At 60.9% G+C, this 15,886-nt stretch carries 16 protein-coding genes; 12 read left to right on the top strand and 4 right to left on the bottom strand.

Annotation, left to right across the window (positions count from 1 at the left end):
• Positions 1–208: 208 nt before the first annotated feature.
• Positions 209–424: a helix-turn-helix domain-containing protein gene (locus RFM40_RS25845; protein WP_320229128.1), complete on the top strand. Its 216-nt coding sequence runs from the start codon at positions 209–211 to the stop codon at positions 422–424.
• A 403-nt stretch (positions 425–827) separates the two neighbouring features.
• Here RFM40_RS25845 and RFM40_RS25840 read toward each other — a convergent pair whose 3' ends face one another.
• From RFM40_RS25840 to RFM40_RS25830, 3 genes are all read right to left on the bottom strand, one after another.
• Positions 828–1,061, bottom strand: a complete 234-nt coding sequence (locus RFM40_RS25840) for a hypothetical protein (protein WP_320278547.1) — start codon at positions 1,059–1,061, stop codon at positions 828–830.
• Between the two features lie 403 nt (positions 1,062–1,464).
• Positions 1,465–1,791 (bottom strand): hypothetical protein, encoded by a 327-nt coding sequence (locus tag RFM40_RS25835; RefSeq protein WP_430691730.1) that lies wholly within the window; start codon positions 1,789–1,791, stop codon positions 1,465–1,467.
• Positions 1,792–1,824: 33 nt separating this feature from the next.
• Positions 1,825–2,850 (bottom strand): formylglycine-generating enzyme family protein, encoded by a 1,026-nt coding sequence (locus RFM40_RS25830; protein ID WP_488259962.1) that lies wholly within the window; start codon positions 2,848–2,850, stop codon positions 1,825–1,827.
• A 583-nt stretch (positions 2,851–3,433) separates the two neighbouring features.
• Here RFM40_RS25830 and RFM40_RS25825 point away from each other — a divergent pair.
• From RFM40_RS25825 to RFM40_RS25805, 5 genes are all read left to right on the top strand, one after another.
• On the top strand, positions 3,434–5,176 hold the full coding sequence (locus tag RFM40_RS25825) for a tetratricopeptide repeat protein (protein ID WP_320229122.1): 1,743 nt from the start codon (positions 3,434–3,436) through the stop codon (positions 5,174–5,176).
• A gap of 417 nt (positions 5,177–5,593) precedes the next feature.
• Positions 5,594–6,415, top strand: coding sequence for a hypothetical protein (locus tag RFM40_RS25820; RefSeq protein ID WP_320278546.1), 822 nt, complete (start codon positions 5,594–5,596; stop codon positions 6,413–6,415).
• An 18-nt stretch (positions 6,416–6,433) separates the two neighbouring features.
• Positions 6,434–7,264, top strand: a complete 831-nt coding sequence (locus RFM40_RS25815) for a transporter (protein ID WP_320229120.1) — start codon at positions 6,434–6,436, stop codon at positions 7,262–7,264.
• Between the two features lie 156 nt (positions 7,265–7,420).
• Positions 7,421–7,819 carry a hypothetical protein gene (locus tag RFM40_RS25810; protein ID WP_320278545.1) on the top strand — a complete coding sequence of 133 codons (399 nt, stop codon included), beginning with the start codon at positions 7,421–7,423 and terminating at the stop codon, positions 7,817–7,819.
• Positions 7,820–7,971: 152 nt separating this feature from the next.
• Positions 7,972–9,558 carry a DUF1254 domain-containing protein gene (locus tag RFM40_RS25805; RefSeq protein WP_320229115.1) on the top strand — a complete coding sequence of 529 codons (1,587 nt, stop codon included), beginning with the start codon at positions 7,972–7,974 and terminating at the stop codon, positions 9,556–9,558.
• A gap of 358 nt (positions 9,559–9,916) precedes the next feature.
• Here RFM40_RS25805 and RFM40_RS25800 read toward each other — a convergent pair whose 3' ends face one another.
• Complete coding sequence (locus RFM40_RS25800; protein WP_320229129.1) at positions 9,917–10,099, bottom strand: hypothetical protein; 183 nt, start codon at positions 10,097–10,099, stop codon at positions 9,917–9,919.
• Between the two features lie 767 nt (positions 10,100–10,866).
• Between RFM40_RS25800 and RFM40_RS25795 the strand changes: the two genes are divergently transcribed.
• The 6 genes from RFM40_RS25795 to RFM40_RS25770 all read left to right on the top strand — a co-directional run bounded on the left by RFM40_RS25795 (position 10,867) and on the right by RFM40_RS25770 (position 15,797).
• Positions 10,867–12,213 (top strand): DUF3300 domain-containing protein, encoded by a 1,347-nt coding sequence (locus RFM40_RS25795; RefSeq protein ID WP_320278544.1) that lies wholly within the window; start codon positions 10,867–10,869, stop codon positions 12,211–12,213.
• An 18-nt stretch (positions 12,214–12,231) separates the two neighbouring features.
• Complete coding sequence (locus RFM40_RS25790; RefSeq protein ID WP_320229113.1) at positions 12,232–13,179, top strand: DUF2950 domain-containing protein; 948 nt, start codon at positions 12,232–12,234, stop codon at positions 13,177–13,179.
• Between the two features lie 415 nt (positions 13,180–13,594).
• A complete protein-coding gene (locus RFM40_RS25785) occupies positions 13,595–14,563 on the top strand; it encodes an ABC transporter substrate-binding protein (RefSeq protein ID WP_320229112.1) in 969 nt (322 codons plus the stop codon).
• A 107-nt stretch (positions 14,564–14,670) separates the two neighbouring features.
• Positions 14,671–15,303, top strand: a complete 633-nt coding sequence (locus RFM40_RS25780) for a L,D-transpeptidase (protein ID WP_320229126.1) — start codon at positions 14,671–14,673, stop codon at positions 15,301–15,303.
• Between the two features lie 160 nt (positions 15,304–15,463).
• Positions 15,464–15,670 carry a hypothetical protein gene (locus RFM40_RS25775; protein WP_320229111.1) on the top strand — a complete coding sequence of 69 codons (207 nt, stop codon included), beginning with the start codon at positions 15,464–15,466 and terminating at the stop codon, positions 15,668–15,670.
• 34 nt (positions 15,671–15,704) lie between these two features.
• The gene (locus RFM40_RS25770; protein WP_320229125.1) at positions 15,705–15,797 is read left to right on the top strand and encodes a DUF2950 family protein; all 93 of its coding nucleotides are present in this window, start codon (positions 15,705–15,707) and stop codon (positions 15,795–15,797) included.
• Positions 15,798–15,886 lie beyond the last annotated feature (89 nt).

The following is a 15,886-nucleotide window of genomic DNA, read 5'->3' as shown; positions in this document are numbered from 1 at the left end:
GCGTGACGAGAGGCAAAGTCGTGGTATTGTCGGAATCAGCCATGATCCGAGCTCCCTGAAGCTTGGTTGTGGTCAGGCTAGGCACGGTGCGCTAACACCGCGTCTAGCCGCACCCCGGACCCAACAAGGCCCAAGGGTATCATTGATACCTTTGGATCATAACGGAATGATCTAAAGGGATCAACATAAATTGGTATCAGCGGCACAAATGCGGGCGGCCCGAGCGTTGATCGGTCTCTCACAAGCGGAGCTTGCCCGTCGGGCCGGCGTCTCTATTCCAACCATAAAGCGCTGTGAGAGCGACAGTGAGCGTGCCGCCGTCGTGTCCGCTGAAACCCAAGACAAGATACGCGCTGTCCTTGAGGGCGAGGGCGTAGAATTCACCAACGGCAATCATCCGGGTGTCAGATTGCTGCGACCGTGATTGACCTCTGATCAGGCCGACCACACAAGCACTTCGTTTTGAACATCCACTGAGGTAAGACTGAGGGCCGCGGTACGCAGCTTTGCTCGATTTTGCTGAGGCTACCACGCCGCCGGTCGTGCGGCCATTTTTGTATAGGATCAGCGTGGACCTGCAAAGCAACGCGATCTTGATCGGAGGTGTCCGCTAGCTAGGTCCAGTTGCAGACACTGCCTCCGATCTGCTTCGCGCTTGCGCGTTTCAGACTTTCAGTCTGCTATGGGCCGTTTCCAGGTTGTCCGCTTCTCGCGGGGCGACGTCGGCAAATGACAATAACTCGACATGATCTGGAGGGGAGCAGCCGAGGACTTCCAACAGCGTGAGATATAGCTGACTCCGGGTTAAGCCTCTTGTCATGACGACATCAGCGCGTTTGCCATGCGCTCCAGGCCTCGATGCAACACAGGACGCGGACAGCCGTTGCCGCAACCGTCGAGAGCCTGCCCGAAACATTCGCACCCTGTTTCGCGGGCGCACTCCACCAGGAAGTAGGAAAATTCATCATGAGGAACGGCATTTCTGGATTTTCGAACAGACTCAGATCGAATCCGTATTTCCGGACAAAAATGCCCGGGTCGACCTCTGCGCCGCGCAGCATTCGCGGTATGTGAATTCCGACGCTGGCGCGTACCGAATATGTGACCGCCTCAGCTTGTGGCGGATCGGCATCGCTCGAGCCATGGTTCGAATACCCCAACTTTGACAGTACAAGTCGGCGGTTTGCCCTAATTCGTGGCGGCTCCGTCGCATCGGCGAGCAGCGCCGCCGGTCGGCGCTGCTGTTATCTCCTACCTTCCCAACCCAACAACTTTTAGCTGTGGGACTGGGCTTCGCCAGCGGCTTGCGCGGCGACTGCGGCCAGCAACAGCGCTGCGCTCCAGAACAAATGGACCTGCTTCCGCGCAAACCGGAACGATGGGACCGCAGAAGGGCTAGCACGGCCCCAGCGGACAGGCGCATCGCGCCTCGTCCGGAGCACTATTGCCAGAAGCCATCCGAAGTCACTGTATGTTGACGACGACGTAGCGCCCGCTTTGGGCCTGATAATACCTGCCGCCACAGTGCCACAGCACGGGGCCGTAGACGGTGGTCTTCACGCACGCGGCCGGAAGTCTGTTCACGTAGATACTCGTCCGGCGGATTGTTCGGCGAGTGGTACGCCTGGCAACGCCAGCGACGCTGCCGGGTGTGAGCGGACGACCTATTCGCGCCTGCGCGTCGCCGACGAAAGAGGGGAGCGGTACAACTTCGTCGATCAGTCCGCCAAAAATCATAGCGACGGCGATCGCAGCCGCACCACCAGCCAATCTCAAGCTAAGTCTTGTCATCGTTCATCCTCTCTAAAATACCTGCGGCAAGTGCTACTTGGCCGTCAGGATCGTTATCGGCGCCGCGACTGGCCCACGCGCGATGCACCGGAACCCCAGGTGCGAGATCGACGTGTCGACCGGTTGCGCCATGCGCGCCGCAGGGCGGTAGCGGCGGCAGTAGTTGGGTGCGCACAGATGCGAGCCGCCCTTGGTCACCATGCGCGGGATCTGGATGTCCGGCGTGAGAAGGTCGTAGCTCGCCTCGCGCGTGCCGCCGCGCGGGTTGGCAGCCATACAGCACGGGCTGTCGATCCGGTCGTGCTCCTGGTACCAGTCGGCCGTCCACTGCCAGACGTTGCCGGCCATGTCGTAGAGTCCGTAGCCGTTCGGCGGGAACGAACCCACCGGGGCGGTGTATTCGAAGCCGTCCTCCATCGAATTTCGGTACGGAAAGTCACCCTGCCAGACGTTGGCCATGTGCCTGCCGCCGGGCGTCAGCTCGTCGCCCCAGACATATTCGGCGCTGTCCAGGCCACCACGCGCGGCGAACTCCCATTCGGCCTCGGTCGGCAGTTCCTTGCCGGCCCATCGCGCATATGCCTCGACGTCCTCGAATGCGACATGGACCACCGGATGGTCGCCCAGCTTGTGGATCGTGCTCGCAGGCCCGCGCGGGTGGCGCCAGTTGGCGCCCGCGACATAAACCCACCAATTGTAGTGGTTGCGCATGTCGACAGGCCGCGACGGCTTCTTGAATATAATCGAGGAAGGCGCGAGCATTTCCGGCTTGGCGCCAGGGTAGTCGGCCGCGTTGGCCGGTTTCTCGGCAAGCGAGACGTAGCCCGTGTCGGCCACGAAGCGCTCGAATTCGGTATTGGTGACCGTGCAGCGGTCCATCCAAAAGCCGTCGACGCGCACGCGATGGGCGGGCGCTTCCTCCTGATAGGCGCTGTCTGAACCCATCATAAACTGGCCACCCGGAATCCAGACCATGCCGGCCCTCGTCCTTTTGGAACTTTGGGCCGGCGTCGGTTCCTGGATCCCGGTGAGGGAACTGCTCGTTATGGCCTGATCCATCGCCACTCCTAATTGCCGAAGAGACCTGCCGCCAGTTCCTGCCGCCGTTGTGACTCCTGCAGCCGGATCAGGGTCCGGCGAACGGACAGCGGCGGCAAGTACGTTACAGTTACGTACTGTTCATCCGGCTCCCAAGGGGGAGAATCCCGCTCATTGCCGGGACGGCGAGCGGCTCCCGCAACTGAATGGAATTCTCTTCATGTCCGTGGAGGCAGAGCACAACCGTCGAGGGCTCGTCAGGCTTATGCTGAGATTGCCGAATTTGCGTCGTTCGCTCCAAACCGTGAGCGCCTCCAATCCAGAAATGTTCAGCCTCTGCGGTGCCTTTGAGGACGCGAGCTCGGCTTTGGATCATTTGCGTCAGCAGGGAGCACGAGCCGACCCTGCGATAGTTCGTGAGTACGAAACCCTCTGCGCTGACATTGAGCGCGAAATCGTCGAGCTGTGCAGACTATAGTTTACCAAGAAGTTTTTTGCTTTTAAACTTTTGGTTGCGGCGCTTCACAATTGCTGCTCACTAGTGTTTGTGGTAAGATTTGTTCTGGGCGAGCACGGGGAGGAAATATAGACGGGGAACCTCGTCATGTCAGGAAGCGGCAGTGGTTGCGCTGATTCCGAACAAGAAAACAGCGCAACCGAACAGGAGGCCAGGCGGGAACTGGAGAGGATTTTTTCCGACCCCGAGTTCCACTGCCCAGAGCGTAATCGGAAATTTCTGCGCTTCATCGCCGAAGAACTCTTCCAGGGGCGGGAGCGCTCGCTAAAGGCGTATTCGATTGCTGTTGATGTTTTCGGGCGGGCTGCGGACTTCGATGCCTCGGTAGACCCTATTGTTCGTATCGAGGCCACACGCCTTCGCGCAGCACTCACTCGCTATTACGAGAGCCACGGGCAAGACCATCCGATCCGCATCGATCTGCCAAGGGGACGGTATGTTCCCCAATTCTCCAGAAAAGAGGCAGGTGCAGCGGTCGAAGCTCCTGCGGCGCCGGAACTCAGGTTATCTCCTGTAAGCGACGCACGGTCGAAATCTCGTCTTTACCCGACCATGCGAGCGAAATCCCTGTCGGTGGCGATTGGCGTCGCGAGTGGACTGATATTGGGCGTTCTCCTGATTGGTTTCAACTCGAGACTGACTTCAGCTCCCCTGATCTCCGAGAAGCCGAGCCTCAGCATCGAAATGCGGCTCGCGGAGGGGTATTCGGACGCCAACGCCGAAGCCTTCCGCGACAGTTTGATCGTCGCCCTTTCCGGGTTCCAGTCGCTGCGGATCAGGTCACCGGACGCGGTGACCTCGAGCATTCCGGCCGAAAAGGGGGGCGTGTCACAGGGGTCAGTCATACAGAACCGCTACCGGCTCCTTCTCAAATCTGGAGCCGACGCCAAGGGGCCAATGCTCTGGTGGCAAGTCATTGATGAGTTGACCGGGGAGACCTTACGCTCTGGTAGCGAGAAATCGCCGAAGGAGATGGGGCCCGGAACGTCAGCAATTCAGCTCGCTTCGCAATTTGCCGTCCGACTGGCTTCTCGCCAGGGCGTGGTGAATACGATCGAAACCGCCCGCGAGCTGGAAAGGCCGACGCTGGGCAACGGCTGCATCCTGCGAGCCATTCTCGCAATCGAGACAAACAACGAGACCGCTTTGCTCGGCGCAAGGGGTTGCCTTGAGCAGACACTGAAGATTCGTGAAAGCGACGCTGACGCCTACGCGATGCTTACCGGCGTGCTGCTGAAGCTCGAAGCATCTGGCATGACATCCGAGCTTACAGATGAAGCGGTGAGCAGTGCCGACCGGGCGGTTGCACTGGCCCCTGACTCCGACCGGAGCTACTACGCCGAAATGCTCGCCCAGTTCAGCATCGGCAATTCTGAGGCCGCGGTGCAGGCAGGCCGTCGGGCGATGGAGCTCAACCCCAGCAACCCGACGACTCTCGCGAAGCTAGGGAGAATACTTTTCGCGGCAGGCCGGTGGGACGAAGGCGCAGAGTTGGCACTCAAGGCCGATCAGCTCAACGGCCTTCCATTCAGGGATGCAGAAACAACCCTTGCGTTCGATGCGTACCGCCGTGGCGAGTTTGGCGAGGCGTTGCTGCACTTGCAGCACATGAAAGCTATCGGCTGCTACTCAACGCAGATATTGAAGGCGGCCACGCTCGGCGAACTCGGACGCATGAAGGAGGCCGGCGTGGTAATCGGCGAATTGCGGCAGTCGCGCCCGGATTTCGACAAGTCGCTGATCGCCGATCTGACGCGCCTAAAACTCTCACCCCGCCTCATTGATCTTATCCGACTGGGTCTCGAAAAGGTCGGGCTGAAGGCCGCCTGAACGGAGCCGTGAAATGAGCACAGCTCGGGGGGAGACACGGACACTCAGGCAACCAGCCCCGGCGGCTGGGCGGAACCGCTGAGGCTCCACCTCATCAACAAGGAGTTCGGCACCACGATTCTTGTCAGCCGCGCGGCGCGCGAGCGCGCGGACGTGACGTTTGCCTTCCGCGCGCTCGGCAAGGCGCGGGCAAAAAGGACGCGCGGAACGGATCGAGGTCTTTGAGCTCGTCGGCACGACGCTCCACGTGGTTCCGGCAACGGCTCGGACCAGCGATGCAGAGGTGCAACAGGTGAGCTGAAACGCGCTCTTATGCTCGGATTGTTACAGTAACGTTACTTCCATTCCCGCCGATCCCCTTGACACTGATCGAACCGTCCGCGCGCCGGGCGGCGGGGAAAATGCCGGAGGATACCGATGGCCAAAACGAGAACGATAGTCGGGTTTCCGGTGCTGATTTGTGCCATCGCGCTCGCATGCACCGCACGGGCTGCCGACGTCGAGACCGAGCCCCCGGTGCCCCCTCCGTCGCCTGAGCGCGAGTGGACCCTTACGGTCGCGCCGTATTTCTGGATTGCCGGGATCGACGGCAAGGTTGGTCTGTTCGGGCGCGAGCCGGTCGAAGTCAACGCGAGTTTCAGCGACATCATCAAGGACTTCAAGTTCGGCGGCATGGTCGTGAGCGAACTCAACAACGGGACCATCGGCATTTTCAACGATCTGATGTACGTCAACACGAAGTCGAAGGAGTCGGTCACACGCAGCCTCGGAGGCGTGCCCGCGACGCTGTCCGCGACCGTGGACGTGTCAAGCTTCACGGGGACGCTGATGGGCGAATATCGCGTCTATTCGGAGCCAACCGCCACGCTCGATCTTATGGCCGGCGCCCGCATCTGGGATATTCACAACGACATCGACATCTCGCTGACCGCCGGCGGCCCGCCGCTTGCGGCCTTCAGCGGCAGCGACGGAGCCACCTGGGTCGACCCGATGATTGGTGCTAAGGTGCGCTACAACATCAACGAGACCTGGTACCTGAACGGTTGGGCCCTGATCGGCGGCTTCGGCGCGGGCTCTGATTTGACCTGGGACCTGCTAGCCGGGGTGGGATACCAGTACAATGAGCATGTCTCCTTTGCGCTGGGCTATCGGGCGCTGGGGGTCGACTACGACCATGACGGCTTCGTCTACGACGTCGTCCAGCATGGCCCGATCCTGGGCACCGTCATCAAGTTTTGATGAAGGTCTGTGCGACCGATGTCGACCTCTCTCCAAATCTCTGACCGCCAGGCGACGACGGTCGCCTGGGGGGTCGCTTTCGTAACCCTAACAGCTTCGATTGCGCATGCTCAGGAAAATGCCGACGAACTCGCGAAGAAGCTCTCCAACCCGATCGCGGCCCTGATCAGCGTGCCGCTGCAGAGCAATTTCGATTTCGGTGCTGGCGCCGACGACCATGGCTTTGCCTACACGCTGAACGTCCAGCCGGTGATTCCGATCTCGATCAGCGATGACTGGAATCTGATTTCGCGAACGATCATTCCGATCGCCTATCGCGACTACCTTCCGCCTCCCGACGGCGACGTTGCCGGGCTCGGCGACATCACCCAGAGCCTCTTCTTCTCGCCCAAAACTCCCGGAGCGAGCGGCATCATCTGGGGCGCCGGCCCGGTCTTTCTCATACCCAGCGCCACTGATGACTTCCTCGGAACCGGCAAGTTCGGCATCGGTCCGACCGCGGTCGCTCTGAAACAGACCGGCCCGTGGACGGTCGGCCTGCTTGCCAACCACATCTGGTCGGTGGCAGGCGAACACGACCGCGAGGACATCAACCAGACTTTTCTGCAGCCTTTCCTCTCCTATAGCCTCGGCCACGGAACGACGATCTCGCTGAATGCTGAGTCCTCCTACGACTGGGTCGCCAAGCAGTGGACCGTGCCGATCAACCTCGGCGTCAGCCAAGTCTTCAAGATCGGCGACCAGGCGATGAGCTTGCAGGTCGGCGGCAAATACTACGCCGAGGCGCCCGAGGGCGGGCCGGAGTGGGGCATCCGCACAACGCTCACGTTTTTATTCCCTGCCAACTGAGACCGTTGGCTGCTGACGTCGAGCGGCGGGCTCTTACGTTTGTTACCGTTACGTACTTCCCAGCTTGCTCGCTGTCCGGTTGAAAATTCTGCTGGCCCTTATGGCGCGACATTTTCTCCGATGCCAGGGGCTGATCGCAGCCAGCAGGAGAACGCGATGAGCAAGCAACCAATCATCACCCGACGCAGCCGGACTGACCAGGACGAAATCAAACCCCGAAACGAGGAAATCACCCTAAACCGACGCAATGTACTGCTCGGCGGCACCGCGCTGGTCGCCGCCACGGCAACAATTGCTGTCGCCAGCGCGCGATCCTGCCGGATACAGCAGATTCCGGTAAAGCTGGCTGTCGGGACCAGCGACGCAAAATCATCGCATGCACAGGAAGATGCCGACGAACTGGCCAAGAAGCTTTCCAACCCAATCGCTGCAATGATCAGCGTGCCGCTGCAGAGCAATTTCGAACTCGGCGCCGGCGTCGATGATCACGGCTTCGCCTATGCGCTGAACGTCCAGCCGGTCATTCCGACTCGGTCAGCGACGAGTGGAACATGATCTCGCGCACGATCCTGCAGATCGCCTATCGCGACTACCTTTCGCCTCCCGGCGGGCGACATTGCCCGGCTTGGCGACATCACCCAGAGTCTGTTCTTCTCGCCCAAGACATCCGGCCGAGCGCAGGCTCCTGCCGACGACCCTGAGCCTCCGTGAAGAGCTGGGCGTCCAGTCAACAACAATCGGAGTACGCCATGAATAGTCAAACTACCATCACCCGTCGCGACATGCTGCTGGTGGGAAGCGCGGTGGCCGCGGTGACGGCGCTGCCTGCGATGCCCGCTATCGCGGGGGCCCAGACAACGTCCACCAGGCCGAAGTTCGCGACCGACATTCCGCCATCAATTGTCACGCCCAACAGCCTCGAAACGCGACTGGGAGCGTTGCGCTTCTTCGACGGTTTTCCGGACGACGCGACCGTCCAGAAGGTTTACAACAACCTCGACTTCCAGCGCGCGACCCAGGCGTTTCTCACCGCCATGCCGGCCGCTTCGCTCGTCGCCATGCGCAAGGGCATCCGCTCGTTCGGCCCCGACAACCAGACCGTCATCATCTTCGAGTCGCTGATGGACTCGCGCTCGCTGTTTCTGACTGCCAATACGGAAACCGTCTATGCGATGGCCTGGGTCAATCTCAGAAATGGCCCGGTTGCTATCGAAAGCCCGCCGAACACGCTCGGACTGGTGGACGATTTCTGGTTCCATTACGTCGCGGACCTGGGTAACGCCGGTCCCGACAAGGGCCGGGGCGGTAAGTTCCTCTTCCTGCCGCCCGACTACAAGGGCAACGAACCTGAAGGCTATCACATCTTCAAGTCGCCGACCTATGGCAACTGGTTGGCAACACGCGGCTTTCTCGTGAACGGCGATCCGAAACCGGCAGCCGAAAGGTTCAAGAAAACGCTGCGCATCTACCCGCTGGCACAGGCAGCCAATCCGCCCGAGACCAAGTTCGTCAATGTGTCCGGCAAGGAGTTCAACACCATCCACGCGATGGATGTCTCATTCTTCGATGAGGTGAACGAGGTCGTGCAGGAAGAGCCTAACGACGCGATCGATCCGGAGACGCTGGGTCTGCTCGCGTCGATCGGCATCGAGAAGGGCAAGCCGTTCGCGCCCGACGACCGGATGAGGAAGATTCTCACCGAAGCGGCGGCCGTCGGCAGCGCCACGGCGCGCGCGCTGGCGTACCGGCCGCGCGACAAGGAGGGTTTCTTCTACCCGAACAGCGCGTGGGGTACGCCGTTCGTCGGCGGCAGCTACCAGTTCGAGCGCAACGGCGTCCGACTGCTCGACGCGCGCTCCTTCTTCTTCTTCTATGCCACCGGGACCACCCCGGCGATGGCGACCAAAATGGTGGGTGCCGGCTCGCAATACGCGGTCGCGTTCGTAGACGCGAAGGGTCAGCCTTTGGACGGTGGAAAGAACTACCGTCTGCACCTGCCGGCGAACATCCCGGCGAAAAACTTCTGGTCCATCTTGCTCTACGACAACCAGACGCGCTCGATGCTGCAGACCGACGAGCCGCATCCGAGCATCGGCAGCCAAAAGGCAGGCGTGGTGGTCAATCCCGACACATCGGTGGATGTGTATCTCGGCCCGAAGCCGCCGCCCGGCAAGGAGAGCAATTGGGTGCAGACTATTCCCGGCAAGGGCTTCAACGTTATTCTGCGCCTCTATGGTCCGGAGCAGTCCTGGTTCGACAAGACCTGGCGGCCCGGCGAGATCGAGGAGGTCTGACGGCACCGTCGGCCGTCAGTGAGGAAGGATGTCGGGTTGTGGCCCGTTGCGACATGGTGTGTCGGCGCATAATGGTGGTCGCGAATCGGGCGAAGCGGACATTGACTGAGCCGCGTTACAGAAGCGGATTTTGAGTACACGCCCTGGATGGTACGCAAGAACTATCTGTCGGCTGCAAAGCAAAATAGGCGGGCGCACTGGGGCCAGAGCTCAAATCTCCATTCCTGCCTTGCGCAAACCTTCCTCAAAAAACGCTCGGCTCGCGGGGTCCGCGTAAGGCATGGTAACCTCCCAGTAGCGACCTCTTGAGGTGACTTGGGGCCCTCCAAATCTTGGCGCACGCCCGCTGCTTCGTTCGTCAGGCAAACGTGGAATTCCGCGCGATGACGAAGAACCAGCGATACCGTGAGAGCGCCGTGATGATGTCCTCGGTCACGCCGTCGGCGAAATACTCCTGCTCGCGATCGCCGCTCATGTTGACGAACGGCAAAACAGCAATTGAAGGCTTGTCGGGCAGCGCGGGCGAACGCGCGCTCAGCATGTCGGCACTAATGGCCTCTGCCGTCCGGTCGATACGATAACCGTCACTGGCCGGGAAATGTGTTCACCCAGAGCGGCAAGCCGAAACTCGACCTTACCCTCGGTCTGCTCGCGGACGGCACCACTTATAGGGCTGGCCAATTGCTGGATCCGTGCGGCGACATTCACTCCATTAGCCAGAAGGTCCTCCCCCTCTGCCACGACGTCGCCGATATTGATTCCGATCCGGTACTCGACCTCTTGTCCGGCGCCAGGTCGGCATTTCGGCGCTGAACAGCCCTTTGAATGGTGACGGCCGCTCGGATGGCTTGAACAGCTAACCCGACAATGACACTTCGCCTGCCGTGCCGAAGATTCGGCCGTTGTGTTCGCGCACGAGATCGGAAATAGCCGTTCGGTATGTGCCGAGCGTACGCAAGGTTCCTTCCTCGTCCTCCGCCACGAGGCGGCTGTAGCCGACAATATCAGCGGATAGGATCGCAACGAGGCGTCGAGTTTGAGGCGCACCCATGCCGCGGCCCTCATGTCCGGCCAATGTAGCAGCTAACGCTGTTCGCGTCTCTCAATTGTCTGGCACCGTCGGGCGGTTGCTCGAATTTCTGACCGGACCTGGCGAGCGCGTGCGCCGGCTCTTGCCGAGGCGTAGGTCGGTTGCGGACGCGATAGTTTCGCCCCTCGAGCATCTCTGTAACTGTAACGTACTTCGCTTCCTTCGGTATTGAGCTGAAACTATTGCTGCACCCGCTCATGTGAGTGAAGGAGCTGGCCATGCGATCGAAAGTTCGCGGAACGTTCGTTGCGTTAGCCCTGGGGCTGCTTCTCGGCGGACCTCCTGCGCCCTCGGCCTTTGCCCAGGACCAGAGCGCGGCCGCCGACGCCGGCGCCGCAGCCATCCAGGCCCCAGAGCCACTCTCCGACGACGAGCTGCAGGTGCTGGTGGCGCGCATCGCACTTTATCCGGACGAGATGGTCGCTGTCATTTCGGAAGCGGCGCTTTACCCCTTGCAGATCGTCGAGGCGAGCCGCTTCCTCGACAAGCGCGCCAAGGACCCCAGTCTGAAGCCCAAGCCCGACTGGGACGGCAGCGTGATCTCGCTGCTCAACTATCCCGAGATCGTGAAGATGATGAGCGACGATATCGACTGGACGCAGACGCTGGGGGATGCACTGACCTACCAGCAGAAGGACGTGATGATCGCCATCCAGACGCTGCGCGACAAGGCTGTAGCGTCCGGCACGATCAAGAGCGACGACAAGCTCAAGGTGACCAAGGAGAACGACAATGTCGTCATCCACTCCTCAAGCCCAGAGGTCATCTATGTCCCGCAATATCAGCCGCAGATGCTTTACGCCCCGAGCTACGCGATGACCCCGGTAACGTACTATCCCGATCCGTATCCGCCCTATTGGTATCCGACCGCCACCTTCTTTGCTGGCGCGGTGACCGGCGCGATCTGGGCGGCCGCCGTGGACTGGAACAATTGGGGCGTCTGGGGCGGCCGCTGGAACGGCCGCGACATCGATATCAACTGCAACAACTGCTTCAACAACATCAAGGGCAAGGTCAATTTCAACGACGTCGACTGGCGAAAGGTCGACCGCTCCAAGATCAAGATCGACAAGGATCAATTTGGGAAGCTTAGCGGCGACGGGATGCGGGACCGCGTGAAGGCGGAGGGCAACCGAAACCAGCTGAGCAGCAAGGCCGCCGATATCAGGCGCGACCACCCGAACGCCCTGCCCAATAAGGGTGCGAAGGTGGCCGATATCCGCAACGACAAGCTCCCGAAGCCCCAGGCAGGCAGCATCAAGCGCGACGTCAAAAAGCCGGGCGGCAGCACGTCCAAGGTTACCCGACCCGCCGCCGGCAAGGCGGCTGCCAGGATCGACAGGCCGGTAGGAAAGCCAAGACCGGCGGCACGGCTCGACAACAGGCCGAAGAACCTCGGTGGACTAGGCAATGTCGGTCCGGGCAGGCGCGAGATGATTGCTTCTCATCGCGGCGCCAGAAGCATGGGGGGCGGCTTCTATGGCGGCGGCAGGCCAAACATGGCCTTGCATCGTGGTGGTGGACGTGGCGGCGGCGTCATCCGCCGTGGCGGCGGCCGGCGTTGAGAGGGGAGGACGGCGATAATGACTTCTTTTCGAATTCTCTTCCGATTCCTCGCGACAGCGTTGCTCCTCGCGCTCTCGGCGTTTGCTCCGCTGCGTGCTGCGGCCGACGAGCCGAAGAGCCTCACCGACTATGTCTCGGCCGACGAGCCGCCGCTGTTCGACAGCACGACGGCTGCGGTCGATGCCTTCAAGAAGGCCCTCGCCGACAATGACTTCGACGCACTGGCGAAACTGCTGGGATTCGATCCCGCCAAGCTCAAGACGAGCGATGGCGTCATGGACACCTTCGACAAGGTCCGGGCTGGCGCTTCAGAGAAGGTCATCGTGGAAGAGTTGGCCGACCGCGAGCTGCTCAAGATCGGCAATGATCTCTGGCCCTTTCCGTTCCCTGTCGTCAAAGTCGAGAAGGGCAAATGGGCGTTCGACACCTATGCCGGGCTCGAGGAGATCATCAACCGGCGCGTCGGCGAGAACGAGATCGAGGCGATCGCTACGATGCGCGCCTATGTCGAGGCCCAGCGTGACTATGCTGCGGAAGACCACGATGGCGACGGAGTGCTTGAATATGCGCAGAAGCTGTCGAGCAGCGAAGGCAAGACCGATGGTCTCTACTGGCCGGCCAGCGAGGACAACGGAGTGAGTCCTGCCGGCGGCTTCGCCGATGAGGCCGCGCTCGACAAGGCCAAGAAGGGCGAGGGCTACTTCGGCTACCGCTTCCGCATCCTGACCGGCCAGGGAAACAATGTCGCCGGCGGCGCCTACGACTACGTGATCAACGGCAACATGATCGCCGGCTTTGCGGCAATCGCCCGGCCGGTGAAATATGGCGAGACCGGCGTGCGAACGTTCATGGTGAGCCACCAGGGCATAGTCTACGAAGCCGACCTCGGCCCCGACACGGAGAAGAAGGCGGACGCCATCAAGCTGTTCAACCCGAACGACAGCTGGGAGGTGACCGGTGACTAGGGTGGGTCGCGGCGGACCTTGGTCGGCAAACGTGCGACAGGTCCACTCCGCGGGGCACCGTTTCAAGGGTAACCTCCGCAAGGAGGACGGCGTGACGAAAGCTGCAAGCCAAATCGGCGAGTATTTAGCCTCGCACGGCGCCCCGTTCTACGATCTACAGCTTCGCATCGGCCTTTTGCGACGCGAGGTTCTTCGTCGCCGTCGGAGCCTTCGTCCTCGCTGAGCAGATGACTGAAGATGCGCACCGCGCCACCTTGCGACAATTCGAGCGCGCGCCGGTAATTGCGCCGAGTTCGATTGATGACGCTGTGAACGCCGTGCCCAGGGCTTGCCGACCAACACCTCAGCCAGCGATCGCATCATCGGAGAGATAGATGCCGGACTGTCAGGCTCTGTCACTCCATAGGAGACGCAGATGTCAAAAATTCGGTGTTCGTTGCAGAAAGCGGCGCTGGCGGCGTTGGTCCTGGCAGTTACGTCTATTCCCGTTCAATCCCGTGACTTGGTCATCGCCATGCCAAACTGGCCGTCAGGCCAGGCGACGGCGAACATCTTGAAGGTCGGTCTGAAAAAGGAATTCGGGCTCGACGCGGACGTGCGCGAGATGGGTTCGATGATCGCCTTTGCGGGCCTGGACTCCGGCGAGGTCGACATCCACCCGGAGGTCTGGTCGCCAAACCTCGACAGCCTGATCGAAAAGTACGTTACAAAGGCGGGCACCATCGTGCTTAGCCCGATCGGAGTGCAGGCCTGGCAGGGGCTTTGCGAGACGCGGGTGACCGCCGACAAATATGGCATTCGCGATATCTCGGATTTGAACGACCCGAAGAAGACCGTAGCGCTCGACACGGACGGGGATGGCAGCGGCGAATTGTGGATCGGTGCCCAGACCTGGGCGTCGACGGCAATAGAACGGATCAGGGCCAACAGCTACGGCTACGCCAAGACGATGACCTTGCTGGAGATGCCTGAGGACGTCGGCATGGCTGCCGTGGATGCGGCTGAAGCCACCGACCGTCCCATGGTATTTGCTTGTTATGCTCCGCATTACATCTTCAAGCTGCACGATATCGTCCGACTTACCGAGCCGCCCTACGATCGGGCAAAATGGAAAATCGTGCTGCCTTCGGAGGATCCGCTCTGGCTGTCGAAATCAAGGGCACCCGTCGCGTGGAATGCAGCGCATTTCCACGTCGGCTATGCGACCTCCCTGCGCCAAAGCCACCCGGAGGTGGTCAAGTTCCTCGAGCATGTCGACCTCAAGGAGGATGAAATCTCAGAGATGGGCTATGCGCTCCAGGTGGAACGGCAGGCCCCCTTTGCCTTCGCTACCCAATGGGTCGCGACGCATGGTGTCCGGGTCCACGGGTGGGCAGGCAAATGAAACGGTTACCGATGATGAAGCAGAGCCCGGCCAGCGGAGCGAACAGGACCCTGTTCGAGCCGACCGCAATCCAGCGGTACGCAAGTAGAGCCGCAATCGCCACCTTCATGCTTGCGGTTTCAATAGGACTCGCGCCCGCGGTACCACCGGGGGCGGCTACGCAAGTGTTCGATCCTATCACCCATAAGTGGGTCGATTACGACCGCAAGAAAGCTCTCAAATACTATGCGGCGCATAAGGAGGTGCCCGAGGCATTTCGAATGCAGATGGTCAAGTTTCGAACAGCCGAGGTGCCGGGCACGATCATCATCGACGGCAACCAGCACTTTCTCTATCTGGTGCAACCAGACCAGCAGGCGATGCGCTACGGCATTGGTGTCGGCCGCGAAGGGTTTGGCTGGGCAGGGATCGTGCGTGTCGGCCGCATCTCGGAATGGCCGACGTGGACGCCGCCGGCGGAAATGGTTGCGCGGGACCCCAAAGCCGTGCCGTACGCCGCGGGAATGCCAGGCGGGCCGGATAACCCGCTGGGAGCCAGGGCACTTTACCTCTACGAAGCAGACAAGGACACGATCTACCGGATCCACGGCACGCCGGAGCCATGGACGATCGGGCTCGACGTCTCGTCCGGATGCATCCGGATGAACAACAAGGACATCATAGACCTGGCGTCCCGCGTGAACGTGGGAGCCAAGGTGATCGTCCTGATGCAGGGGGCAGCACTATACAAGGGCGTCTGACAGATGAACCAAATTTGAAGAGGGGAATTCCATGTCGATATCAAGCAAGTATCGGGTTCGAAGACATCGGTTTGCGATCGCAGCGGTTTTGTTGGGAGGGATCGTTTCGGTCGCCTGCGTCAGCGCGCCTCCTCCTCCGCCAGACCAGATGTCGCGCACGGTGGCCAAGACCGCGCCCGCTGACCTGCAACTTCTTTGCGCAAATGCCGCAGCAAAAGCCAGCGGCCTAAAGGCCGACAAGATACTCCCGGTCAGTTCGAACCAGATCGACTCGAAGACCTATCAGGTCGACCTCAACGCCGGCAGCAAGAAGACGAGCTGCCTTGTTGACACCGACGGCAACGTCAAATCCGTTCAGCCGCTGTAAGGCCTCTGACCGATGCGAGATGCCGCGCTGCTAGCTGGGAAGGGGCATAGTCTACGAAGCCGACCTCGGCCCCGACACGGAGAAGAAGGCGGACGCCATCAAGCTGTTCAACCCGAACGACAGCTGAGAGGTGACCGGCGACTAGGGTGGGTCGCGGAGGATCTTCGTCGGCAAACGTGCGACAGGTCCGCTCCGCGGGACACCATTTCAAGGGTA

Origin of the sequence: Mesorhizobium captivum, from assembly GCF_033977165.1 — a bacterium.
GTDB classification, from domain to species: domain Bacteria; phylum Pseudomonadota; class Alphaproteobacteria; order Rhizobiales; family Rhizobiaceae; genus Mesorhizobium; species Mesorhizobium captivum.
This window is presented reverse-complemented; position numbering and strand designations above follow the sequence as displayed.